The organism is Pseudomonas sp. B707, assembly GCF_022496685.1.
GTDB classification, from domain to species: domain Bacteria; phylum Pseudomonadota; class Gammaproteobacteria; order Pseudomonadales; family Pseudomonadaceae; genus Aquipseudomonas; species Aquipseudomonas paraglycinae.
Window position 1 is genome coordinate 260,731 of sequence record NZ_WTVE01000032.1, and the last position, 22,545, is coordinate 283,275.

Annotated in this window: 19 protein-coding genes; all 19 read left to right on the top strand. The window is 61.5% G+C overall.

Annotated elements, in window-relative coordinates; translation table 11 throughout:
- Nucleotides 1–20 precede the first annotated feature (20 nt).
- On the top strand, nt 21–1,496 hold the full coding sequence (gene tssC, locus GQX66_RS22310; RefSeq protein ID WP_011336600.1) for a type VI secretion system contractile sheath large subunit: 1,476 nt from the start codon (nt 21–23) through the stop codon (nt 1,494–1,496).
- Between the two features lie 9 nt (nt 1,497–1,505).
- Complete coding sequence (tssE, locus tag GQX66_RS22315) at nt 1,506–1,913, top strand: type VI secretion system baseplate subunit TssE (RefSeq protein WP_064379801.1); 408 nt, start codon at nt 1,506–1,508, stop codon at nt 1,911–1,913.
- Nucleotides 1,914–1,924: 11 nt separating this feature from the next.
- Nucleotides 1,925–2,449, top strand: a complete 525-nt coding sequence (locus GQX66_RS22320; RefSeq protein ID WP_102718398.1) for a PAAR domain-containing protein — start codon at nt 1,925–1,927, stop codon at nt 2,447–2,449.
- Nucleotides 2,450–2,460: 11 nt separating this feature from the next.
- Nucleotides 2,461–3,447, top strand: coding sequence for a DUF6402 family protein (locus GQX66_RS22325; RefSeq protein ID WP_240871488.1), 987 nt, complete (start codon nt 2,461–2,463; stop codon nt 3,445–3,447).
- Entirely contained in the window at nt 3,444–3,830 is a 387-nt protein-coding gene (locus GQX66_RS22330; protein ID WP_240871492.1) for a hypothetical protein, read from the top strand. The genes GQX66_RS22325 and GQX66_RS22330 overlap by 4 nt, the downstream gene beginning before the upstream one ends.
- A 264-nt stretch (nt 3,831–4,094) precedes the next feature.
- Nucleotides 4,095–4,517, top strand: a complete 423-nt coding sequence (locus GQX66_RS22335; RefSeq protein ID WP_102718399.1) for a hypothetical protein — start codon at nt 4,095–4,097, stop codon at nt 4,515–4,517.
- A 69-nt stretch (nt 4,518–4,586) separates the two neighbouring features.
- On the top strand, nt 4,587–6,374 hold the full coding sequence (tssF, locus tag GQX66_RS22340; RefSeq protein ID WP_011336593.1) for a type VI secretion system baseplate subunit TssF: 1,788 nt from the start codon (nt 4,587–4,589) through the stop codon (nt 6,372–6,374).
- Nucleotides 6,338–7,345: a type VI secretion system baseplate subunit TssG gene (tssG, locus tag GQX66_RS22345; RefSeq protein WP_039765146.1), complete on the top strand. Its 1,008-nt coding sequence runs from the start codon at nt 6,338–6,340 to the stop codon at nt 7,343–7,345. The genes tssF and tssG overlap by 37 nt, the downstream gene beginning before the upstream one ends.
- Before the next feature lie 11 nt (nt 7,346–7,356).
- On the top strand, nt 7,357–10,014 hold the full coding sequence (gene tssH / locus GQX66_RS22350) for a type VI secretion system ATPase TssH (RefSeq protein WP_240871494.1): 2,658 nt from the start codon (nt 7,357–7,359) through the stop codon (nt 10,012–10,014).
- 10 nt (nt 10,015–10,024) lie between these two features.
- Nucleotides 10,025–11,551, top strand: coding sequence for a sigma 54-interacting transcriptional regulator (locus GQX66_RS22355; protein WP_129972430.1), 1,527 nt, complete (start codon nt 10,025–10,027; stop codon nt 11,549–11,551).
- Between the two features lie 93 nt (nt 11,552–11,644).
- On the top strand, nt 11,645–11,785 hold the full coding sequence (locus GQX66_RS22360) for a hypothetical protein (protein WP_003229566.1): 141 nt from the start codon (nt 11,645–11,647) through the stop codon (nt 11,783–11,785).
- Between the two features lie 18 nt (nt 11,786–11,803).
- Nucleotides 11,804–12,997, top strand: a complete 1,194-nt coding sequence (gene tagH / locus GQX66_RS22365; protein WP_240871496.1) for a type VI secretion system-associated FHA domain protein TagH — start codon at nt 11,804–11,806, stop codon at nt 12,995–12,997.
- Between the two features lie 5 nt (nt 12,998–13,002).
- Nucleotides 13,003–13,503, top strand: coding sequence for a type VI secretion system lipoprotein TssJ (gene tssJ, locus GQX66_RS22370; RefSeq protein WP_011336587.1), 501 nt, complete (start codon nt 13,003–13,005; stop codon nt 13,501–13,503).
- Nucleotides 13,504–13,505: 2 nt separating this feature from the next.
- A complete protein-coding gene (gene tssK / locus GQX66_RS22375; RefSeq protein ID WP_039765155.1) occupies nt 13,506–14,837 on the top strand; it encodes a type VI secretion system baseplate subunit TssK in 1,332 nt (443 codons plus the stop codon).
- A gap of 5 nt (nt 14,838–14,842) precedes the next feature.
- Complete coding sequence (gene icmH, locus GQX66_RS22380; RefSeq protein WP_064600459.1) at nt 14,843–15,718, top strand: type IVB secretion system protein IcmH/DotU; 876 nt, start codon at nt 14,843–14,845, stop codon at nt 15,716–15,718.
- A gap of 13 nt (nt 15,719–15,731) precedes the next feature.
- Nucleotides 15,732–19,271 carry a type VI secretion system membrane subunit TssM gene (gene tssM, locus GQX66_RS22385; protein WP_240871498.1) on the top strand — a complete coding sequence of 1,180 codons (3,540 nt, stop codon included), beginning with the start codon at nt 15,732–15,734 and terminating at the stop codon, nt 19,269–19,271.
- Nucleotides 19,271–19,999, top strand: a complete 729-nt coding sequence (locus GQX66_RS22390) for a PP2C family serine/threonine-protein phosphatase (protein WP_039765158.1) — start codon at nt 19,271–19,273, stop codon at nt 19,997–19,999. The genes tssM and GQX66_RS22390 overlap by 1 nt, the downstream gene beginning before the upstream one ends.
- Nucleotides 19,996–20,997: a serine/threonine-protein kinase gene (locus GQX66_RS22395; protein ID WP_039765160.1), complete on the top strand. Its 1,002-nt coding sequence runs from the start codon at nt 19,996–19,998 to the stop codon at nt 20,995–20,997. Before GQX66_RS22390 ends, GQX66_RS22395 begins: the two co-directional genes overlap by 4 nt.
- 28 nt (nt 20,998–21,025) lie before the next feature.
- Nucleotides 21,026–22,545: type VI secretion system tip protein VgrG (locus GQX66_RS22400; protein ID WP_240871506.1), on the top strand; the 1,520-nt coding region annotated here is incomplete at its 3' end.

Below are 22,545 nucleotides of genomic sequence, written 5' to 3' on the forward strand. Positions count from 1 at the left end.
CAGCCAAGGAAGCCAACACAATGAGCACTAGCGCAGCACAACAGAACGCCGCAGAAAACGGCGAGTACAGCATTCTCGACAGCATCATCGCCGAAACCCGCCTGACGCCGGACGACGAAGCCTACGACATCGCCAAGCGCGGTGTGTCGGCGTTCATCGAAGAGCTGCTCAAGCCGCAGAACAACGGTGAGCCGGTCAAGAAAGCCATGGTTGACCGCATGATCGCCGAGATCGATGCCAAGCTCAGCCGTCAGATGGACGAAATCCTGCACCACCCGGACTTCCAGGCCCTGGAATCGTCGTGGCGTGGCCTGCAACTGCTGGTCGACCGCACCAACTTCCGCGAAAACATCAAGATCGAAATCCTCAACGTCTCCAAAGAAGACCTGCTGGACGATTTCGAAGACTCGCCGGAAGTCATGCAGTCGGGCCTGTACAAGCACATCTACACCGCTGAATACGGCCAGTTCGGTGGTCAGCCGGTTGGCGCGATCATCGCCAACTACTACATGTCCCCAAGCTCGCCGGACGTGAAGCTGATGCAGTACGTGTCCAGCGTAGCCTGCATGTCCCACGCACCGTTCATCGCCGCCGCCGGCCCGAAATTCTTCGGTCTGGAAAGCTTCACCGGTCTGCCGGACCTGAAGGATCTGAAAGATCACTTCGAAGGCCCGCAATTCGCCAAATGGCAGAGCTTCCGTACCTCCGAAGACTCCCGCTATGTCGGCCTGACCGTTCCGCGTTTCCTGCTGCGTAACCCGTACGACCCGGAAGAAAACCCGGTCAAGTCGTTCGTGTACAAGGAAAACGTTGCCAACAGCCACGAGCACTACCTGTGGGGCAACACCGCTTACGCGTTCGGCACCAAGCTGACCGACAGCTTCGCCAAGTTCCGCTGGTGCCCGAACATCATCGGCCCACAGAGCGGCGGCGCGGTTGAAGACCTGCCTCTGCACCACTTCGAAAGCATGGGCGAAATCGAAACCAAGATTCCTACCGAGGTTCTGGTTTCCGACCGTCGTGAATACGAACTGGCCGAGGAAGGCTTCATCTCCCTGACCATGCGCAAAGGCTCCGACAACGCGGCGTTCTTCTCCGCAAGCTCGGTGCAGAAGCCGAAGTTCTTCGGCATCAGCGCAGAAGGCAAGGCTGCAGAGCTGAACTACAAGCTCGGCACCCAACTGCCGTACATGATGATCGTCAACCGCCTGGCTCACTACCTGAAAGTGCTGCAGCGCGAGCAACTCGGTTCGTGGAAAGAGCGTACCGACCTCGAGCTGGAGCTGAACAAGTGGATCCGCCAGTACGTGGCCGACCAGGAAAACCCGAGCGCCGAAGTGCGTGGCCGTCGTCCGCTGCGCGCTGCGCAAGTGATCGTCAGCGACGTTGAAGGCGAGCCGGGCTGGTACCGCGTCAGCCTGAACGTGCGTCCGCACTTCAAGTACATGGGTGCCGATTTCACCCTGTCGCTGGTTGGCAAGCTGGACAAAGAGTAAGAGCGACTCATGGACGGATACGGCAGCCTTTTCGAGCGCCTCAACGGCGACGCGGAACAGCGCAAGGGCAAGAGCCTCGAGGCTTCGGCCATGGCGTCGGTGGCTGCCCATCTGGCCAAAATGCTCAGCACCCGGGCCGGCAGCGTGCAAACGCTGTCCGACTACGGGTTGCCCGATCTCAATGACATGCGCCTGAGCCTGCACGACTCCCTGAGTCAGGCCCGCCTGGCCATCGAAAGCTTCATCGAAGCCTACGAACCGCGCCTGAGCAACGTGCGTGTCATTTCCCTGCCGCGTGACCACGATCAGCTTCGCCTGGCCTTCAGCATCGAAGGCCTGCTGGAAGTCGAGGGTTTCAAGCGTCAGGTCAGTTTCGCCGCGCGCCTGGATGGCAGCGGTCAAGTGAAGGTCAACTAAGGAGAACCCCGATGTCTGGCAAACCTGCAGCACGCGTATCCGACCCCACCGCTTGCCCGCTCCCCGGCCACGGCACCAACCCGATTGCCGCCGGTTCCGGCGACGTGTTCTTCGACGGCCTCCCGGCCGCCCGCGAAGGCGATGCCTCCGCGTGTGGTGGTGCGATGGTCGGCGATCTGGCGACGACGGTTCTGATCAACGGCAAACCGGCCGCCACGGTCGGTTCGGTTGGATCTCATGGCAATAAAGTCACGGCTGGATCCGGGACGGTGATTATCGGCAATTCGCATTCGCCGGCGCCGTTTGTGCCGCCGTTGCCGGTGGAGATTCAGTGGCCGTTTAGTCAGCACTTTGTGGTTCGTAATCCTAGAACCGGCGCACCGGTTGCTGACCGGCCGTACACCTTGCGTACAGCCTCCGGTAAAGAGGTCAGGGGCGTTACTGATGCACAAGGTCGAACGAGGCCTATTGCTTCCCACCTCGCTGAAAGTGTCACGCTTATCGTCGAAGAACAGACTTCGCTCGTGATTGCTTAAGGGACTATCACATGCCGGCACCCACTCCTGTAACAGCTCAACTCACCCCTTCCTCTGACAAGAAGCCAGCGGAAGCGGCCGTCGATCATTTCCAGATCACAGATATTCCAGGTGTGATGAGAAAAATGGGCTGGAAGGAAAGCGCTCGAATCATGCAGCGTTGGTTCGACGGTGCGCCTTTCGTGATGTCCTCAAGTGAGAAGCGGGGACGTCTTGCCGTTGACAAGATCACCCAAGAAAAACTGTTTGATGATTTGGATTTTGAATGGCTTACCTCCTCCTCGCCCCACACAGGTGAAACCATCAAAGAGCTTATTGCGAAGGCCGCAAGCCCCAGTCAATACAATGAGCTTATTGGCCGTCAAAAGGGACTGACGCAATTAGCACCGGGGCTTTTGCAATTTATGACTTGCATGAGAACGCTTGGAGTTCTTGATGAGGCTAACCAGGACCTTGCTAGGGGTGCTCATGACTACAGTGCCCTGAGTGCAAGAATGCTGGAGTCTGCTACGCAATATAATTTTCGATCTATCGGGATTACCACTTCGGAAAAGAAGAATAACCCATTGGATGATGTGTACGGCACATTGGGTGGATTTGTTATTAAATTTGCAGTCACAAAATTCAGCACTACACCCAAGACGAAAAAAATGGCTGCTACATTAACGATTGAAGAAATTGGTTGTTATGTACGTGATACATATGAGTTTCTGAATGAAGATGGCAGCGACCAACTGCTTGGGTATTGGAATCACGACGGCGTTGTCAGGCCGAGCATTTTTGCATATTTAACTTCGCCAGAAACATATGAATCTGAGGGGAAGGTTTACTTCAAAGTGACCAACGATAGTTACGATAATTACCGCAGCAAGCTTGGCAAGGGTGGTGATTTGTTTGTGTACTCTACGGTCAAGAAAATTCCTGTATCCATTCATCATCGTTTTACCTCTGCAGATTTTGCAGAGTTTTCGCAACGATCAGCTAAGGCAATGCCATGAAAGCATCCCTTAGAAAGAGCTTTTTATTTTTTTCGTTGTGCGTGCTTGTGCCAGTTTTGGTTCTTTTGGGCTTGAAGGTGCTTAGCTCAAAGGCCGCGGAGCCTCTTTTCATTGACTGGAATGACTCAGGAAGCTGCTATATCGCAACGTATTCACCGAATTACAATTTTTTGGGTGTAGTGGCTGGTCGTGCGTTTAAGTACTTTAGCAGCCCGTATTTTTATCGCGTTTATACAAAAAATAACGATCTACTAAAAACATCAGAATGGTATCTCTGGCGGGATGAGGGGAGTCCCGGCATTGCACCCGAGTTTCGCGGAGAGATGATTGTTTATCCAGGCTCTGAAGGCTGGGAAAGTTGGATAGTTTCAGAGTGTCGTTGATGCCTGATTTAAAGGCGGCCTCGCTACCTGAGAAAGTTGGAGAGCGTTATTCATGCACGCAATGAGTTTGCAGGGGTATCTGGCCAGTGTTGCTGACAGTGATCTGTTTGGCTGCCTGGCCTTGTTGAGCTTTGTATTGCTCCTGACTGCCTCACATCGGGCGGCTCGAAATTCACGCCTTCACCGCGCACTAACGCTCTCGGTTTTGGCTGCTGTTGTAGCTATCCATGGCCTTGGATCGTGGTACGGAAATCTGAGACCAGCATGAGCAACTACTCCCGTATCGCCATGTGCCTGTTTGTCCATGCCTTCGGATGTGTGGCCTACGTGTTTTTGAATAATGCAGTAGTACATGCCTACAAGCATCTGAACGGCGGGTTCACCACGCGTGGGGTCGCCATCGGTATTGCCAGCTACGCGATGTTTTACATTTTTCTCGGTGTCAATTTTATTGCTGCGCTGATTCCAAGCCTCGTTGCCAAACTGGTGATTCTGAGCCTTATGGTGGGCTTCATCCTGCTTTGGATGCTCCCCGACAACCCATTGAGAGCCTTGTTTTATGGCGTCGCTCAAGGTTGCGTCACCTTGCTGGCAATCCTCGCTTCTCAAGTCATCGAGTTGCGCTGGGTATCAAGAAACATCGCTGGACGCATCCAGCCGAACCAGCCTGAGAGTGCCATCCAATGATCAGGTCAGGTATCGAGCGTAATCCACAGGACAGTTATTCCATGAGTTCCACTACCAGGCAGGTAACCCGTGTCCTTTAACCACTACTACCAAAGCGAACTCACCGCACTGCGCCAGCTGGGTCGCCGTTTCGCCGAGCGTAGTCCGGCGTTGGCGCCGTTCCTGGGGCAGGCCGGGCGGGATCCGGATGTGGAGCGGTTGCTGGAAGGCTTTGCGTTTCTGACCGGGCGGCTGCGTCAGAAGCTCGATGACGAGTTGCCGGAGCTCAGCCATTCCCTGATGCAGTTGTTGTGGCCGAACTACATGCGCCCGCTGCCGGCGTTCAGCATTCTGCAGTTCGACCCGCTCAAGCGTTCCGGGCCGGCGCTGAAGGTCGAGCGTGACACGCCGATCGAGAGCGTGCCGATCGAAGACGTGCGTTGCCGCTTCCGCACCTGCTACCCGACCGAAGTCATGGCGCTGGATCTGGCCGCGCTCAACTACTCGGTGAAGGGCGACGGTTCGCTGCTCAGCCTGCGCCTGGAGATGAGTGCCGACGGCCACCTCGGCGAGCTGGAACTGAGCAAGCTGCGCCTGCACTTTGCCGGCGAGCGCTACATCAGCCAGATGCTCTACCTGAGCCTGCTGCGCAACCTCGATGGCATCGAACTGATCCCGCTCGACGGCGCCGGCAAGCCCATCGATGGCGTGAGCGGCAAGCCGATGGCGTTCAAGATCCCGGGTGACCGGGTCAAGCCAGTGGGCTTCGCCGAAGAAGAAGCGTTGATCCCGTATCCGCTGAACACCTTCCGCGGGTATCGCTACCTGCAGGAATACTTCGCCTTCCAGGACAAGTTCCTGTTCGTCGATGTCCACGGTCTGGACATCCTCAAGGCGCTGCCGGAAGACACCCTCAAGCAGATGCGTGGCCTGGAATTGCGCTTCGACATCCGCAAGAGCGGCATCATGCGCATGCGTCCGACCCTGGATAACGTGAAGCTGTTCTGCACGCCGATCGTCAACCTGTTCAAGCACGACGCACTGCCGATCCGCCTCGACGGCAAACAGGACGAATACCTGCTGCTGCCGGCCGAATACGATCTGGAAAACTGCGGCGTGTTCTCGGTGGAGACCGTGACCGGCTGGAAACCCGGCGGCCTCGGTTATCAGGAGTACGTGCCGTTCGAATCCTTCGAGCACGATCCGAGTTTCGACGTGCCCAACAGCCGTCCGCATTACAGCATCCGCCAGCGCTCGTCGCTGCTGCACGACGGCCTCGACACCTACCTGAGCTTCGGCATCCGCCACACCGAAGCCCATGAAACCCTGTCGATCGAGCTGGTCTGCACCAACCAGAACCTGCCGCGCAAACTCAAGCTCGGGCAGATCTGCATGGCCTGCGAAGAGACCCCGGAGTTCCTGAGTTTCCGCAACATCACCCCGGCCACTTCGAGTTTTGCGCCGCCGCTGAACCGTGACTTCCTGTGGAAGCTGATCAGCAACATGTCGCTTAACTATCTGTCGCTGGCCGACGTCAATGCACTGAAGGTGATTCTCGAAACCTACGACCTGCCGCGCTACTACGACCAGCACGCGGAGAAGGTCAGCAAACGGCTGCTGGGCGGCCTCAAGCACATCAAGCATCACCACGTGGACCGCTTGCACCGTGGTCTGCCGGTACGCGGTTTGCGCACCGAACTGACCATCGACCCGGAAGGGTATATCGGCGAAGGCGATCTGTTCGTCTTCGCCTCGGTTCTCAACGAGTTTTTCGCGCTTTACGCCAGTCTCAATTCATTCCACGAGCTGCGGGTAAAAAGCACACAGGGAGAGGTGTACCAATGGACACCACGTATGGGCCTGCAGCCCCTGCTTTAAGCGGGCTGACGAAGGTAATACGCGAGTACTCGCTGTTTCAGGCCGTGCTGCTGGTGATCGACCGGCTGCGCGATGCGCACCCGTACCTGAGCGAAGACGATTTGTACGACCAGCTGGAATTCCAGGCCAACCCGAGCCTCGGATTTCCGCGCAGCGACGTCGATCGCGTGGAGTTTTTCGAAGAGCACGGGCAGATGCGCGCGCGCCTGCGGTTCAACCTGATCGGCCTGGTCGGTTCCGGCTCGCCGCTGCCGGCGTTCTACGGCGAGCAAGCTTTGGGCGACAGCGAAGACGGCAACCCGACGCGCAATTTCCTCGACTTGTTCCACCATCGCCTGCAACGGCTGATGCTGCCGATCTGGCGCAAGTACCGCTATCGCGCGAGCTTCCAGAGCGGTGCGGTCGACCCGTTCTCGTCGCAGCTGTTCGCCCTGATCGGCCTCGGCGGCGACGAGATCCGCAAGGCCAAGGAACTGAACTGGAAACGCCTGTTGCCGTACCTCGGCCTGCTCAGCTTGCGGGCGCACTCGGCGGCGTTGATCGAAGCGGTGCTGCGTTACTACTTCAAGCACGAAGACCTGGTCATCGAGCAATGCATCGAGCGCCGCGTGGAAATCCTCGAAGAACAGCGCAACCGCCTCGGCTTCGCCAACAGCGTGCTGGGTGAAGACCTGGTGCTGGGCGAACGCGTGCGCGATCGCAGCGGCAAATTCCGCATTCACATCACCGAACTCGACTGGGAACGCTTCCACGAATTCCTGCCCATCGGTTTCGGTTACCAGCCGCTCTGCGCGCTGGTGCGGTTCACCTTGCGTGACCCGCTCGATTACGACATTCGCCTGGTGCTGCGTCCGGAAGAAATCCGCGAACTGCGCATTGGCGAGAAGAACGACTGTCGCCTGGGGTGGACCAGTTGGCTGGGCTGCGAGAAAGCAGACGGCGTGGTGACCCTGGGCAGCAAAATTCATTAAGGACGTGAGCCATGATCAACGTAGACCTGCAACAACTCATCCAGGCGCTGGACGCCGAAACCCGTCGCGATCTGGAGCGTTCGGCCGAGCGCTGCGTGGCCCGTGGCGGCAGCAAGATTCTGGTCGAAGACTTGCTGCTCGGCCTGCTGGAGCGCCCGAACGGTCTGCTCTCCCGCGCGCTGCAGGATGCCGATGTTGATGCCGGCGAGCTGAGCGCCGCCCTGCAATCGCGGGTCGAGCACAGCGCTTCGCGCAACCCGGTGTTCGCCCCGGAACTGGTGCAGTGGCTGCAGGACGCGCTGCTGGTGGCCAACCTTGAACTGGGCCAGACCTCGGTCGAAGACGCGGCGCTGATCCTCGCGCTGCTGCGCAACCCGATGCGCTACGCCGGCAGCCGCTACCAGCCGTTGCTGGCCAAACTGAACATTGATCGCCTGAAGGAATTTGCTCTGTCGCAACAGCCTCAGGCAGCGGCCAACGGCAAACCGGCCGCCCAGGGCGAATCGCTGCTCGAGCGCTTCACCCACAACCTGACCCAACAGGCCCGCGACGGCAAACTCGACCCGGTGCTGTGCCGCGATGGCGCGATCCGCCAGATGGTCGACATCCTCGCCCGTCGTCGCAAGAACAACCCGATCGTGGTCGGTGAAGCCGGTGTCGGTAAAACCGCCATCGTCGAAGGCCTGGCCTCGCGCATCGCTGCCGGTGAAGTGCCGCAAGTGCTCAAGGGCGTCGAGCTGCTGTCGCTGGACATGGGCCTGTTGCAGGCCGGTGCCAGCGTCAAAGGTGAATTCGAGCGTCGTCTGAAAGGCGTGATCGACGAGGTCAAAGCCTCGCCGAAGCCGATCATCCTTTTCATCGACGAAGCCCACACCCTGATCGGCGCGGGCGGCAACGCCGGCGGTTCCGACGCGGCCAACCTGCTGAAACCGGCACTGGCTCGGGGCGAACTGCGCACCATCGCCGCGACCACCTGGGCCGAGTACAAGAAATACTTCGAGAAAGACCCGGCACTGGCCCGTCGTTTCCAACCGGTTCAGCTGCACGAACCGACCGTGAGCGAAGCCGTCACCATCCTGCGTGGCCTGGCGCAGGTCTACGAGAAGAGCCACGGCATATACCTGCGCGATGACGCGGTGGTTTCTGCAGCGGAACTGTCCGCCCGTTACCTCGCCGGACGCCAACTGCCGGACAAGGCTGTCGACGTGCTCGACACCGCCTGCGCCCGTGTTCGCATCAGCCTCGCTGCCGCCCCGGAAAGCCTGGAGCGCCTGCGTGGCGAACTGGCTGAAGGTGGCCGTCAGCGTCAGGCCCTGCGCCGCGATGCCGAAGCCGGTCTGCTGATCGACCACGAAGCGCTGGAGGCACTGGAAGCGCGTCTGGACGAAGCCGAAGCTGAGATGGTCGCACTGGAAACCCTGTGGACCGAGCAGAAGCAACTGGCCGAGCGCCTTCTGGAACTGCGTCAGCAACTGGCCAAGGCTCGTGAAGCTGCCGCCATCGAGCCAACCGTCAGCGTTGAGGAAGACGCCGAAGGCACGGTGATCGAAACCGTGGTCGCTGAAGTTGAAGAAGGCCAAAGCGTCGAAGCGCTGGAAGCGCAACTCAACGAAACCCACAGTGCCCTGACCGCCGCTCAGGTCAAGGAGCGTCTGGTCAGCTTCGAAGTCTGCCCGCGTCTGGTGGCCGAAGTGATCAGCGCTTGGACCGGCGTGCCGCTGGCGCAACTGGCCCGCGAACACAACGCCAAGGTCGCGAGCTTCGCCACCGACCTGCGCACCCGCATCCGTGGTCAGGAACAAGCCGTGCACGCACTGGATCGCTCGATGCGCGCCACCGCTGCCGGCCTGAACAAGCCTGACGCACCGGTCGGCGTGTTCCTGCTGGTCGGCCCGAGCGGTGTCGGCAAGACCGAAACCGCCCTGGCACTTGCCGACCTGCTGTACGGCGGCGATCGTTTCATCACCACCATCAACATGTCCGAGTTCCAGGAGAAACACACCGTTTCCCGCCTGATCGGTGCACCGCCAGGCTACGTCGGTTACGGCGAGGGCGGCATGCTCACCGAAGCCGTGCGCCAGAAGCCGTACTCGGTGGTGCTGCTCGATGAAGTCGAGAAGGCCGATCCGGACGTGCTCAATCTGTTCTACCAAATCTTCGACAAAGGCGTGGCCAACGACGGCGAAGGGCGCGAGATCGACTTCCGCAATACGTTGATCCTGATGACCTCGAACCTGGGCAGCGACAAGATCAGCGACCTCTGCGAAGACGGTGCGCGTCCGACCGCCGAAGTGCTGGAAGAAACCATTCGCCCGGTGCTCAGCAAACACTTCAAGCCAGCGCTGCTGGCGCGGATGAAAGTGGTGCCGTACTACCCGGTCGGCGGCCCGGTGCTGCGCGAGCTGATCGAGATCAAGCTCGGTCGTCTGGGCGAGCGTCTGAACCGTCGCCAGCTGGATTTCACCTGGTGCCAGAACCTCGTCGATCACCTGTCCGAGCGCTGCACCCAAAGCGAAAGCGGTGCGCGCCTGATCGACCATTTGCTCGACCAGCACGTACTGCCGCTGGTGGCCGACCGCTTGCTCGACGCCATGGCCACCGGTGAGAGCCTCAAGCGCGTGCATGCGACGCTCGACGGTGAAGCCAGCGTGACCTGCGAGTTCGCCTGAGGTGAGTGTGATGTTCACTCAAGTGCCGCAGCCACTGCTCTATGCCGAAGCCTTGCTGGCGCAGTTCGCCAGCCTGTCGCGCGCGGCGGACGGTGCTGCGCTGCTGGGTGACTTCGTGCGCGGTCTGGCCGGGCTGAGCGGTTGCGAACTGACGCAGCTGTACTTGCTGGACGCCACGCACACGTCGCTGGGGATGAACGCCGAATGCCTCGACGGCGTGCTGCAACCGCGCAGCGCGGCGAGCCTGCCGGCGGACTACAACGGCGAGCAACTGTTGCAGTTCGCCCTGTGCCAGAACCGCGTGGTGAGCTTCGACGACCTGGGCGGCAGCCTGCACGAAACCAGTTTCCTGCCGGCGTCGTCCACGCCGTGGCAGTCGCTGTTGTGCGTGCCGCTGGTCAATCAGCAGAAGGCTGTCGAAGGCCTGTTGCTGTGCGCCAGCCGTCGCCATATCAACCTGCAAGGCTTCGCCGATTCTCTCGGCCAGCTCGGCTCGTTCGTGCTTGGTCAGTTGCACTTGCTGCAACGCCTGCGCCAGCCAGTGGATGCGGCCGCGCCGGTCGTGCGCAGTCTGCCGAGTGCCAGCGGCTACGGCCTGATCGGCAAGAGCGCGGCGATGCGTCAGACCTACTCGCTGATCAGCAAAGTCCTGCACAGCCCGTACACCGTGCTGTTGCGTGGCGAGACCGGCACCGGCAAGGAAGTGGTCGCACGTGCGATCCACGATTGCGGCCCGCGCCGGTCCCAGGCGTTCATCGTGCAGAACTGCGCGGCGTTCCCGGAAAACTTGCTGGAAAGCGAGCTGTTCGGCTATCGCAAAGGCGCGTTCACCGGGGCCGATCGCGACCGCGCCGGGCTGTTCGACGCGGCCAACGGCGGCACTCTGTTGCTCGATGAAATCGGCGACATGCCGCTGTCGCTGCAAGCCAAGTTGTTGCGCGTGTTGCAGGAAGGCGAGATCCGCCCGCTGGGTTCCAACGACACCCACAAGATCGACGTGCGCATCATCGCCGCGACGCACCGCGATCTGTCGGTGCTGGTCAGCGAAGGCAAATTCCGCGAAGACCTGTACTACCGTCTCGCGCAATTCCCGATCGAGTTGCCGGCCCTGCGTCAGCGCGAAGGCGACATCCTCGACCTGGCCAAACACTTCGCCGACAAGGCCTGCAGCTTCCTGCAACGCGATCCGGTGCGCTGGTCGGAAGCGGCGCTGGAGCACCTGTCCGGTTACACCTTCCCCGGCAACGTGCGCGAACTCAAAGGCCTGGTCGAACGCGCAGTGTTGTTGTGCGAGGGCGGCGAGTTGCTGGCCGAGCATTTCTCGCTGCGCCTGGAATCGGCGCCGGCGTCGGAAGACCACTGCGGCCTCAATTTGCGCGAACGACTGGAAGCGGTCGAACGCAATCTGCTGCTCGATTGCCTGCGCAAGAACGACGGCAACCAGACGCTCGCCGCCCGGGAACTGGGCTTGCCGCGACGCACGCTGCTGTACCGGCTCGGTCGCTTGAACATCAATCTGGGAGATTTCGATGGGTAGGCAAAAGTCCGTCGGATTCACCTCGAAAACCTATTTCAGCGCCGCCCGTGAGGGTCGGCGCTTTGTGCTTTGTCTACACCTGGAGACCCTCTGATGTCTGTTCGTCACTGGCACGCTGTCCTGCTGACCCTCGTCGTTCTATGCGGCCTCGGCGGCTGCAGCGGCAATTACAAATTCAACGATAACGATTACCGCCCGTTGGGTGATCCGCAGGCGGTCAATCGCGGCAAGTGACCGCAAGGAGCATCAAACATGGAATTGGTTTTCGAAATGCTGAACACCAAGCAGTTCGTGCCCACCGAGCTGTGCCAGCGGACCTTCAAACAGGCCGGCGGCGTGATCGGGCGGGGCGAGGACTGCGACTGGATCATCCCGGACCGCAAGCGTCACTTGTCCAATCACCACGCGATTGTCAGCTATCGCGAGGGCACGTTTTTCCTGACCGACACCAGCAGCAACGGTGTTCAGGACGGCGACAGCGGCGCACGCCTGCACAAGGGCGAACCGGTGCGCATCGAGCACGGCAGCACCTACGTGCTGGGCGACTTCGAGATTCGCGCGCGCCTGGTGCGCGACCCGGCGACGTTCGACGGTGAAGTCGGCCTGCCACGTGCCGCCGGCACCATCATTCCGGACGACGCGTTCCTCGACCTCGACCCGTTGAAGTCGCTGGAGCAGCAAGAGCGCGTGTACTCGGAATTCGAGGAAATGCTCGCGCCGGTGACCGATCCTGAAGACTCCCGTCAGCGCGCCGACTACGCGCGCATCGACATGGAAAGCCTGATGGTGCCGGAGCTGATCGTCGAGCCCAAGCCTGAGCCTGCGCCGGCACCGAAAGCGGTCGAGCGTCAGAGCGAAACCTTCTGGGATAAATTCGGCGCGGCCCTCGGTGTCGATCTGAAAGGCCTGAGCCATGATGAGCGCGAAGCACTGGCGGTCAATGCCGCACGTCTGCTGCGCCAGAGCATCGGCGGTCTGCAACAGAGCCTGCGCACCCGTTCGGAGCTGAAGAACGAGCTGCGTCTGGCCCAGACCACCGTGCAAGGCACCAACAAGAATCCGCTGAAATTCGCCGTCGATCCGAGCGAAGCGCTGGACATCCTGTTGCAACCGCACAAGCCGGGCCATTTGCCGGCCGAGCAGGCGATCTCCCGGGCGTTCCGCGATTTGCAGGCGCATCAGGTGGCGCTGCTGACCGCCAGCCGCGCGGCGGTGCGCGGCACTCTGGAGCACTTCTCGCCGGAGCAGTTGACCCTGCGTTTCGAGCGCGACAACAAGCCGTTGCTCGCCACCGCTGGCGGGCGCTGGAGAGCGTTCAACCGTTACCACCATGCGCTGCGTCAGGACGACGACTGGAGCGAGCGCCTGCTGGCCCGCGATTTCGCCCAGGCCTACGAAGAACAGATCCGCCTGATCTCCACCCTCCACACCGACCACCAAGGATGATGCGCATGTCTCGCCGCTCGACCGCTTTTTTCAAGACGCTGACCGCGCTCACCCTGTTGGTGCTGCTCGCCGGTTGTTCGTCGCTGTCGCCGTATTCGAAAGTGACCAAGATCAACCTGAAGCTGACCGGCAGCGATCAGCTGAACCCGGACCTCAACGGTCGCCCGTCGCCGATCGTGGTGCGCCTGTTCGAACTCAAGCACCCGGTGACCTTCGAGAATGCCGATTTCTTCAGCCTCTACGAGCGCGCCAAGGAATCCCTCAACCCGGATCTGGTGGCCAGCGAAGAACTCGAACTGCGCCCGGGTGAAACCGTGGAACTGAAACTCAGCGTGGAGGAGGGCAGCCGCTTCATCGGCATCCTCGCCGCATACCGCGACCTGCCGGAAACCAAATGGCGCCACACGTTCCCGATCACGCCGCTGGAAGTCACCGAAGCCGATCTGACCCTGGATCAGGCCGGTATCCGCAAGACCAACGAAGTGCTCGCCAAGGCGGATGACTGATCATGAATACCCATAAAGTCATCTGGCAGGAAGGCATGCTGCTGCGTCCGCAGCACTTCCAGCACAACGACCGCTACTACGATCACCAGATGAAGACCCGCACCCGGTTGCTGGGCGGCTACACCTGGGGGTTCCTGAATCTGGAGATCGACCTGCAGTTCCTCAACATGGGCAAACTGGTAATCAGTGAAGCCTCGGGGATCCTGCCGGACGGCAGCCTGTTCGAACTCGGCGGCAACACCGAACCGCTGGCCCTGGACGTGCCGCCGAACACCGGCAACACGCCGATCTACCTGGCGCTGCCATTGGTCACCGGTAACCACATCGAGGCCCGTCGCCCGGAGCAGTCCGACGTTCTTGCGCGGTACACCGCGTATGACGCCGAAGTCGCCGACTCCAACGCCGGCGATGATTCCGCCAGCCAGGTCAGCTGCGGCCGTCCGGATTTCAAGCTGTTGCTCGGCGAGCAGCAGAGCGACCAGGCCTACGTGAAGCTGAAGATCTGCGACGTGCTCGACACCACGCCGGACGGCGTGATCAGCCTCGATCCGGATTTCGTGCCGACCTACATTCAGGCCCACGCCTCCAGCTACCTGCTGTCGTGCCTGAAGGAAGTGATCAGCATGCTCGGTCACCGGGGCGACACCATTGCCGAGCGCATTCGCTCGAACGGCAAGGTCGGCGGCGCGGAAATCGGCGACTTCATGATGCTGCAACTGATCAACCGCACCGAACTGCTGCTGCGCCACTACCTCGGCCTGGAGCAGGTTCACCCGGAAGAGTTGTACCGCACGCTGCTGACCATGCTCGGCGATCTGGCGACCTTCTCCAGCGACAGCAAACGCCCGCGTCTGGACAGCCGTTACTCCCACGCTGACCAGGGTGCGAGCTTCCGCAAACTGATGGAGTCGATCCGTCAGGTACTGTCGATGGTGCTGGAACAGCACGCCATCGAACTGATCCTGCAAGCGCGTCAGTACGGGATCATCGTGTCGCCGCTGCACGACCACAAACTGCTGGGCTCGGCGTCGTTCGTGCTGGCAGCCAGTGCCAACTGCGACTCCGAAGAGCTGCGCAATCGCTTGCCTGCGCACCTCAAGGTCGGCCCGGTGGAGCGCATCCGCCAACTGGTCAACCTGCACCTGCCGGGGATCAAGGTCAAACCGTTGCCGGTGGCCCCGCGGCAGATCGCGTTCCACTCCAACAAAACCTATTTCATCCTCGAACTCAGTTCCGAAGACCTGGCACAACTCGAGCGCTCCGGCGGCTTCGCGTTCCACGTGTCCGGCGAATTCGCCGAGCTTGAACTGAAATTCTGGGCCATCAGGAACTGACCGACATGATCAAGGACATGGAACACAACCAGGACGACAAAACCGTCCTGCTCGACCGTCAGGGCCATGGCCCGGCGGCGAGTCCGCTGACCGACTTCGCCGCGCCACCGCGCTTCGAACAACTGGAAGAACGGATGATCTACGCCGCGCGCCTGCGCCCGGCGGAAGCCTTCAACATCAGCCTTAATTCGCTGGTGGCGGCGTCCTCCGAACTGCTGTCGGAAGTGGTGCGTCTCAAGCACAGTGAAACCCGCGAAGACCTCTACGCGCTCAACGAGCGCCTGACCGCCGGGCTCAAGCTGTTCGAAGTGCGGGCCCTGCACAACGGCGCCGAAAGCAGCCAGGTGATGGCCGCTCGTTACGTGCTCTGCACCGTGGTCGACGAAGCCGTCGTGACCACGCCGTGGGGCAACGAAAGCGAGTGGTCGCAGATGAGCCTGCTCAGCAGCTTCCACAACGAAACCTTCGGTGGCGAGAAGTTCTTCCAGCTGCTCGATCGGCTGTCGAAAAACCCGGTCAAGCACCTGCCGATGCTGGAACTGATGTACCTGTGCCTGTCCCTCGGTTTCGAGGGCAAGTACCGCGTGCAGGCGCGCGGCATGCTGGAACTCGAAGGCATCCGTGACGCCCTGTACCGGCAGATCCGTCAGTTGCGTGGCGACGTGCCGCGTGAATTGTCGCCGCAGTGGGAAGGCCTCAACGATCAGCGCCGCAACCTGGTACGCATCGTGCCGGCGTGGATGGTGGTGCTGTTCACCTTCGTCTGTCTGGTGATGATGTATTCGGGCTTCGCCTGGGTCTTGGGCGAGCAGCGCGACACCGTTCTGCAACCTTATCAGCCGCTTGATCCGGCCGCGGCCTCGCCGCAGTCGCAGCCGTAAACAGGGACGTGTGATGAAAAAGTTTTTCAAGAAAGTCGGCGCCTTCCTGCGCCAGACCTGGGTCTGGACCTTGCTGCTGGTGCTGTTCGTGGCGCTGCTGGTGTGGTTCGTCGGCCCGCTGTTGGCAGTGGATGACTACAAGTTCTGGGAAAGCGCGACGTCGCGTCTGCTGACCATCAGCGTGCTGTTCCTGATCTGGGGCCTGACCATGGTCTTCGTCAGCTGGCGCGCCGGTATCCGCAAGAAAGCCGTCGAAGAAACCGAAGACGGCCAGGACCGTATCCGCCGCGAAGAGTTGATCGACGAAGAGCAGAAAGAGTTGAAGGAGCGTTTCAAGGACGCCCTGAAAACCCTGAAGACTTCGAGCCTGTACCGCGGCCGCAGCGAGCGCTGGCGCAATGACTTGCCGTGGTACTTGCTGATCGGCCCGCAGGCCAGCGGCAAGACCAGCCTGCTGGACTTCTCCGGGCTGGAATTCCCGATCAACAAGATCGACCGCAAGCTGACCCGTGATACCCACGGCACTCGTCATTGCGACTGGTACTTCGCCGATCACGGTGTACTGATCGACACCGCCGGCCGCTATCTGACCCAGCCGGATGCGGAAGTCGACGGCAGCGCCTGGACCACCTTGCTGGAGCTGTTGCGCAAGCGTCGTCGCGGTCGTCCGCTGAACGGCGTGCTGGTGACCATTCCGGTGGAAACCCTGACCGGTGGCAGCGAACAGGACATCGAAACCCTGGCCCGCCAAGTGCGTGCGCGTCTGCAAGACGTCTATCAGAAGCTGCACGTCGATGTGCCGGTGTATTTGGTGCTGAGCAAGGCCGACAAGCTGCTGGGCTTTGACGAGTTCTTCGACCAACTGACTCGCGAAGAAAGCGATCAGGTGCTGGGCACCAGTTTCCGCAAGGATCAGGTCGGCACGGACGTGACGGTGCTGCGCAACGAGTTCGAAGAGCTGCTGCGTCGCCTCAACAGCCAGGTGATCATGCGCATGCACTCCGAGCGCGACACCCAGCGCCGTGGCCGCATCCTCGACTTCCCGCACCAGATGGGCCAGATCGGCGAGCGTCTGTGCCTGCTGGTCGACATGGCGTTCACCGGCAACCGCTACCAGCGTGCGACGCAACTGCGTGGTTTCTACCTGACCAGCGCACCGCACCTGACTCAGGAAATGGATTCGACCACCGCCGGCATCGGCGCGAGTCTGGGCATGAGCGCCGGCGTGCTGCCGACATTGCGCAGCGGTCGTTCGCGCTTCATCCACCACTTGCTCAGCCGGGTGATTTTCCCCGAGGCCGATCTGGCCGGTCTGGACAAGCGCGAGCGCAGCCGCATCCACTGGGGCCAGCGTGCGTTGTACGTCGGCGCACTGGGTGCGCTGGTCCTGTTCGGCATGCTCTGGGCCGGTGGTTTCTCGGCCAACTACGAGCGTCTGGAAAACCTGCGCAATCTGGCGCAGAACTGGACTCAGCAACGCACGGCACTGTCGCCGCGCGATGACGCCATGGGCGCACTGAAAACCCTCGACACCAGCTACGCTGCCACCCAGGTGTTCCCGAAAAAAGGCGACGCGGCGTACCACGAACGGATGGGGCTGTATCAGGGCCAGGACGTCAATCCGGTGGTCAAGGAGGCTTACGAGCACGAGCTCGAAAAGCAACTGCTGCCGCGCGTTGCAACGATGCTTGAAGGCCAGATCCGCGCCAACATGAAGGACCGCGAAAAGCTGATCAACAGCCTGCGCGCGTACCTGATGTTGAACATGAAGGATCGTCGTGACGCGGCATGGCTCAAGGACTGGATCGCGGCGGACTGGTCGCAGCGCTACACCGGCAACACCGCGGTGCAGAACGGTCTGAACACGCACCTCGAGCGTCTGTTGCAGCAGCCGTTTATCTATCCGCTCAACGAGCAACTGGTGGCCCAGGCGCGTCAGATCCTGCGCAGCGAGTCGCTGGCGACCGTGGTTTACCGCATGCTCCGCGAGCAGGCGCGCAACCTGCCGGATTACCGTTTCAGCCAGCACCTCGGGCCGCAGGGCTCGCTGTTCATTGGCACTGAATACGTGATTCCGGGCTTCTACACCCAGACAGGCTATCAGCAGTATTTCTCGGTCCAAGGCGCATCGCTGGTGACCGACATCCTGCGCGACAACTGGGTGCTGGGCGAAGGCGCGGGCATCAGCGACATGGACTTGCGTCGCCTGATGGTCGAGCTGGAGCAACTGTACTTCCGCGACTACGCCAACTACTGGAGCGAAGCCGTTGGCCAGGTGGCGCTGCCGCCGATCAGCGATGCCGGTGAAGGCGCAGAGCAACTGGCGGGCCTGACCTCGGCCAACTCGCCGGTGCTGGCGCTGCTGACCGAAGTGCGTGAGAACACCCGCTTTCCGGCAGCTCCTGAACCGGTGGATGAAGCCGGTGACGCTGCCGATGCGCTGGCGGGGCAGAAGGGCAAACTGGGCAAGGTCGGCAAACTCGCTTCGGCGTTGACGGACAAGGCTGCGGCCATGAACGTGGCGAAGAACCTGCCGGACACGGCCAAGAAGTCCCTGCAACGTCGCTTCGAGCCGCTGCACAAGTTGCTCGACGACAATAACGGCCCGGCCGCTGACCTGACCCCGGCCTTCACCGCGCTCAACGACCTGCAACTGCAACTGGCGGGCCTCGCCCGTTCCAGCACGCCGGAGCAGGCCGCGTTCGAGCTGGCCAAGACCCGCATGAGCGGCCAGCGTGATGCGCTGACCAACCTGCGCAATGCGTCCGGTCGTCTGCCGCGTCCGCTGAGCGTGTGGTTCAACGTGCTGGCCGAAGACTCGTGGCGCCTGGTGCTTAACGATGCCTACCAGTACCTGAACGGCCGTTATCAGAACGAGCTGTACAGCGTGTATGGCAAGACCATCAACAAGCGTTACCCGTTCAGCGCCTCAAGCACCAGCGATGTGGCGATCAGCGATTTCCGCGAGTTTTTCCGGGCTCAAGGCACCATCGACCGCTTCTTCGACAGCTACATGCGTCCGTTCGTCAGCGGTGATCCGGGCAACTACCGGATGCGCAGCGTCGACGGCCGCAGCCTGCCGGTGTCGAAGGTCTTCCTCGACCAGATGGCGGCGGCCCTGAACATTCGCCAGAGCTTCTTCTCGATCAACCCGGCCGAGCCGACCGTGCAGTTCAAGCTGGAGCCGTACACCCTCGATCCGGCGGTCAGCCGTTCCGAGTTCAAGTTCGGCGACAAGACCATGGAATACCGCCACGGTCCGATCCTGCCCATGAGCTTCAAGTGGCCGACCGATGCTGAAGACGGTCGCACCAGCCTGGTCATGGACAAGATGGCCGGACGCCCGATCGGCATCGAGAAAAACTCCGGCCCGTGGTCGCTGTTCCGTCTGTTCGACCTGATGCAGACCGAGTACCTGACCGGTCGCGACGTGCTGGTGCTCAAAGCCGACGTGGGTGGCCTGCGCGCCAACTACCTGCTGACCAGCCAGCGCACGCCGAACCCGTTCGACATGGGCGTGCTGCGTACCTTCCGTATGCCGGTGCAGCTCTGATGCTGGTGGCCAGTCCCTGGCGCAGCGCGGCGCGAACCGACCCGGGCAAGGTGCGGTCGCGCAACGAAGATGCCTTCCTCGACACCCCGCAGCATGGGCTGTGGGTGGTCGCGGACGGCATGGGCGGTCATCAGGGTGGCGACATCGCCAGCCAGTTGATCGTCGCCAGCCTGGCTGAACTGCCGCAGCACGAAGACTTCGACGAACGTCTCAAAGCCATCCGCCAGTGCCTGCACTGGCTGAACCGGCGCCTGGGGCAGGAGTTGACCGTCACCGCCGGGCGTCACGACAGCATCATGGGCAGCACCGTCGTGGCGCTGCTGGTGGAAGGCAATCGCGCGGCCTGCATCTGGGCCGGCGACAGCCGTTGCTACATGTGGCGCGGGCAGCGGTTGTATCAGCTGTCGAAGGATCACTCGCTGCAACAGCAACTGATCGATGAGCAGCAGATGAGTGTCGAACAGGCGGCGGCGCACCCGGCAGCCCAGGCGTTGACCCGGGCGGTCGGCGCGGCGGAACAGTTGACCCTGGATGTGCTGGAACTCGAGGTCTATCCCGGTGATGTGTTCCTGCTGTGCAGCGATGGTTTGTATCAAGGCCTGAGCAGCGATGCCCTCGGCAACGCCCTCAGCCTGGCGGCGCCGCATGTGGCGCTGGAACGTCTGTTCGACGGCGCCCTGCGTGGCGCCGCCCGCGACAATCTGACGGCCGTGGTGATCCGCCAATGACTGAAATCGAATCCTCAGTCGATGACTTGCTGATGAGCGAGGAGCAGGCCAACAACCTGACCTATTTCGCTTTTGCAAAGCAGCACAACGCCGAACCCGCGCTGGCGCCAACCAAGGCCAGCGTCGGCGCACTGCCGGATGTTCTGGCAGGCCGCTACCACCTCGAGCGCCTGCTCGGGGCCGGCGGCATGGGAGCGGTTTACCGGGCCCGGGATCTGCTGCACGAACAGTTCGGCGATCCCGATCCTTACATTGCGCTGAAAATCCTCAGCGAAGAATTTGCCGAGTCGCCGGACGCCAGTGCCTTGCTTTACAGCGAGTTCGCCCTGACCCGACGCCTGCGCCACGACAACGTGCTGCGACCGCACACGTTCGAAGTCGACACCGATTGCCAGCGGGCCTTCATCACCATGGAACTCATGCGTGGCCTGACCCTGGACAAACTGCTCTGCGAGCGGCCGCTGGGCCTGCCGTGGAAAGAACTGCGCGACATCGCGCTGCCGCTGCTCGACGCGCTGGCCTACGCCCACCGTCGCGGGGTGCTGCACGGTGACATGAAACCGAGCAACGTCATGCTCAGCGAAGACGGCGTGCGCCTGTTTGACTTCGGTCTCGGGCAGGCCGAGGAGGGCATCCTGCCCGGCCTGCCGCACCTGAGCCGCGAGCGCTTCAACGCCTGGACTCCGGGCTACGCCGCCCCCGAACTGCTTGAGGGCCAACCGCTGTCGGCCAGCGCGGACGTGTACGGCGTGGCCTGCGTGATCTATGAACTGGCGGGCGGCAAACACCCGTTCCGCCGCTTGCCCTCGACCCAGGCCCGTGACGAACACCTGGATCGCGAACTGCAAGCCCCGGCAAATCTGCCGACACACTGCTGGCCCGCGCTGCGCACCGCGCTGGCCTTTGACGCGGCAGAGCGCAACATTTCTGCCGAACAATTGCGTGACGCCTTGGGCGCCACTTCGTCCTGGCTGCAGCGTTTGCGGCTGAGGGCGTAACGGATGACATTCGAACAGGGAGCACTTTATGTTCAACCCAGCTAACGAAACGCACTTCAGCCTGACTGTTGAAGATTACGTAGGCGACCTGCAAGTCCTGTCGTTCACCGGCACCGAAGGCATCAGCCAGCCGTTTCGTTTCGACATCGAACTGGTCAGCGAAAACCCGGATCTGGACCTGGAAAAACTCCTGCACAAACAGGCATTCCTCGCCCTCGATCCGCAGGGCTCGGGCATCCACGGCCAGATCTACCGCGTGGCCCAGGGCGATGCCGGCAAGCGCCTGACCCGCTACAAGGTTTCGCTGGTGCCGCAGCTGCAATACCTGCATCACCGCACCAACCAGCGCATCTACCAGCAGATGTCGGCGCCGAAAATCATCGCGCTGATCCTCGACGAGCACGGCATCAAGGGCAACGCCTACAGCTTCCAGCTCAGCCAGCCGTGCCCGGATCGCGACTACTGCGTGCAGTACGACGAAACCGACCTGCACTTCGTCCAGCGCCTGTGCGAAGAAGAAGGCATTCACTACCACTTCCAGCACAGCAAGAAAGGCCACCTGCTGGTGTTCGGCGATGACCAGACCGTATTCCCGAACCTCGGCCAACCGACCGCGTACGTGCAGGGCAGCGGCATGGTCGCCGAAGAGCCGGTGATCAAAGGCTTCAAGCTGCGCCTGGAAACCCGCACCAGCCGCACCACCCGCCGCGACTACGATTTCGAGAAACCGCGCCTGCAAATGGAGGCGGCGTACAAACCGGACGGCGCTCTCGATAGCAAAAACGCTGAACCGGATCTGGAAGACTACGACTACCCCGGCCGCTTCATCGACCGCGCGCGCGGCAAGTTCCTCAGCCAGCGCGCCCTCGAACGCCACCGTGCCGACTACCGCCAGGCCGAAGGTCGCGGCGACCAGACCAGACTCGTCAGCGGCCACTTCATGGAAATGTCGGACCACCCGCGCAGCGAGTGGAACGACCTGTGGCTGCTCACCGAAATCTTCCACGAAGGCAAACAGCCGCAAGTCCTCGAAGAGTCGGTGACCAGCGACACCACCGACAACAAGGACGACTTCCACCAGGGCTATCGCAACACCTTCCTCGCCACCCCGTGGGACGTGTTCTACCGCCCCGCGCTGGAGCACCCGAAACCCCGCGTGCTCGGCAGCCAGACCGCCATGGTCACCGGCCCCAAAGGCGAAGAAATCCACTGCGACCAATACGGCCGCATCAAGGTGCAATTCCACTGGGACCGCGAAGGCCTGGCCGACGACAAGACCAGCTGCTGGCTGCGCGTCTCCAGCTCCTGGGCCGGCGACCGCTATGGCGCCATCTCCATCCCGCGCATCGGCATGGAAGTCCTCGTCACCTTCCTCGAAGGCGACCCCGACCAGCCACTGGTCACCGGCTGCCTGTACCACAAGGAAAACCCGGTGCCGTACGCCCTCCCGGCGAACAAAACCCGCAGCGTCTTCAAAACCCTCAGCTCCCCGGGCGGCGGTGGCTACAACGAACTGCGCATCGAAGACAAAAAAGGCGCCGAACAAAT

Coding starts and splice junctions, on each gene's coding strand:
- GQX66_RS22360 (WP_003229566.1), top strand. CDS start 11,645: ATGTCTGTTCGTCACTGGCACGCTGTCCTGCTGACCCTCGTCGTTCTA.
- tagH (WP_240871496.1), top strand. CDS start 11,804: ATGGAATTGGTTTTCGAAATGCTGAACACCAAGCAGTTCGTGCCCACC.
- GQX66_RS22320 (WP_102718398.1), top strand. CDS start 1,925: ATGTCTGGCAAACCTGCAGCACGCGTATCCGACCCCACCGCTTGCCCG.
- icmH (WP_064600459.1), top strand. CDS start 14,843: ATGATCAAGGACATGGAACACAACCAGGACGACAAAACCGTCCTGCTC.
- tssJ (WP_011336587.1), top strand. CDS start 13,003: ATGTCTCGCCGCTCGACCGCTTTTTTCAAGACGCTGACCGCGCTCACC.
- GQX66_RS22390 (WP_039765158.1), top strand. CDS start 19,271: ATGCTGGTGGCCAGTCCCTGGCGCAGCGCGGCGCGAACCGACCCGGGC.
- GQX66_RS22395 (WP_039765160.1), top strand. CDS start 19,996: ATGACTGAAATCGAATCCTCAGTCGATGACTTGCTGATGAGCGAGGAG.
- tssH (WP_240871494.1), top strand. CDS start 7,357: ATGATCAACGTAGACCTGCAACAACTCATCCAGGCGCTGGACGCCGAA.
- tssG (WP_039765146.1), top strand. CDS start 6,338: ATGGACACCACGTATGGGCCTGCAGCCCCTGCTTTAAGCGGGCTGACG.
- tssM (WP_240871498.1), top strand. CDS start 15,732: ATGAAAAAGTTTTTCAAGAAAGTCGGCGCCTTCCTGCGCCAGACCTGG.
- GQX66_RS22335 (WP_102718399.1), top strand. CDS start 4,095: ATGAGCAACTACTCCCGTATCGCCATGTGCCTGTTTGTCCATGCCTTC.
- tssK (WP_039765155.1), top strand. CDS start 13,506: ATGAATACCCATAAAGTCATCTGGCAGGAAGGCATGCTGCTGCGTCCG.
- GQX66_RS22325 (WP_240871488.1), top strand. CDS start 2,461: ATGCCGGCACCCACTCCTGTAACAGCTCAACTCACCCCTTCCTCTGAC.
- GQX66_RS22330 (WP_240871492.1), top strand. CDS start 3,444: ATGAAAGCATCCCTTAGAAAGAGCTTTTTATTTTTTTCGTTGTGCGTG.
- tssC (WP_011336600.1), top strand. CDS start 21: ATGAGCACTAGCGCAGCACAACAGAACGCCGCAGAAAACGGCGAGTAC.
- GQX66_RS22355 (WP_129972430.1), top strand. CDS start 10,025: ATGTTCACTCAAGTGCCGCAGCCACTGCTCTATGCCGAAGCCTTGCTG.
- tssE (WP_064379801.1), top strand. CDS start 1,506: ATGGACGGATACGGCAGCCTTTTCGAGCGCCTCAACGGCGACGCGGAA.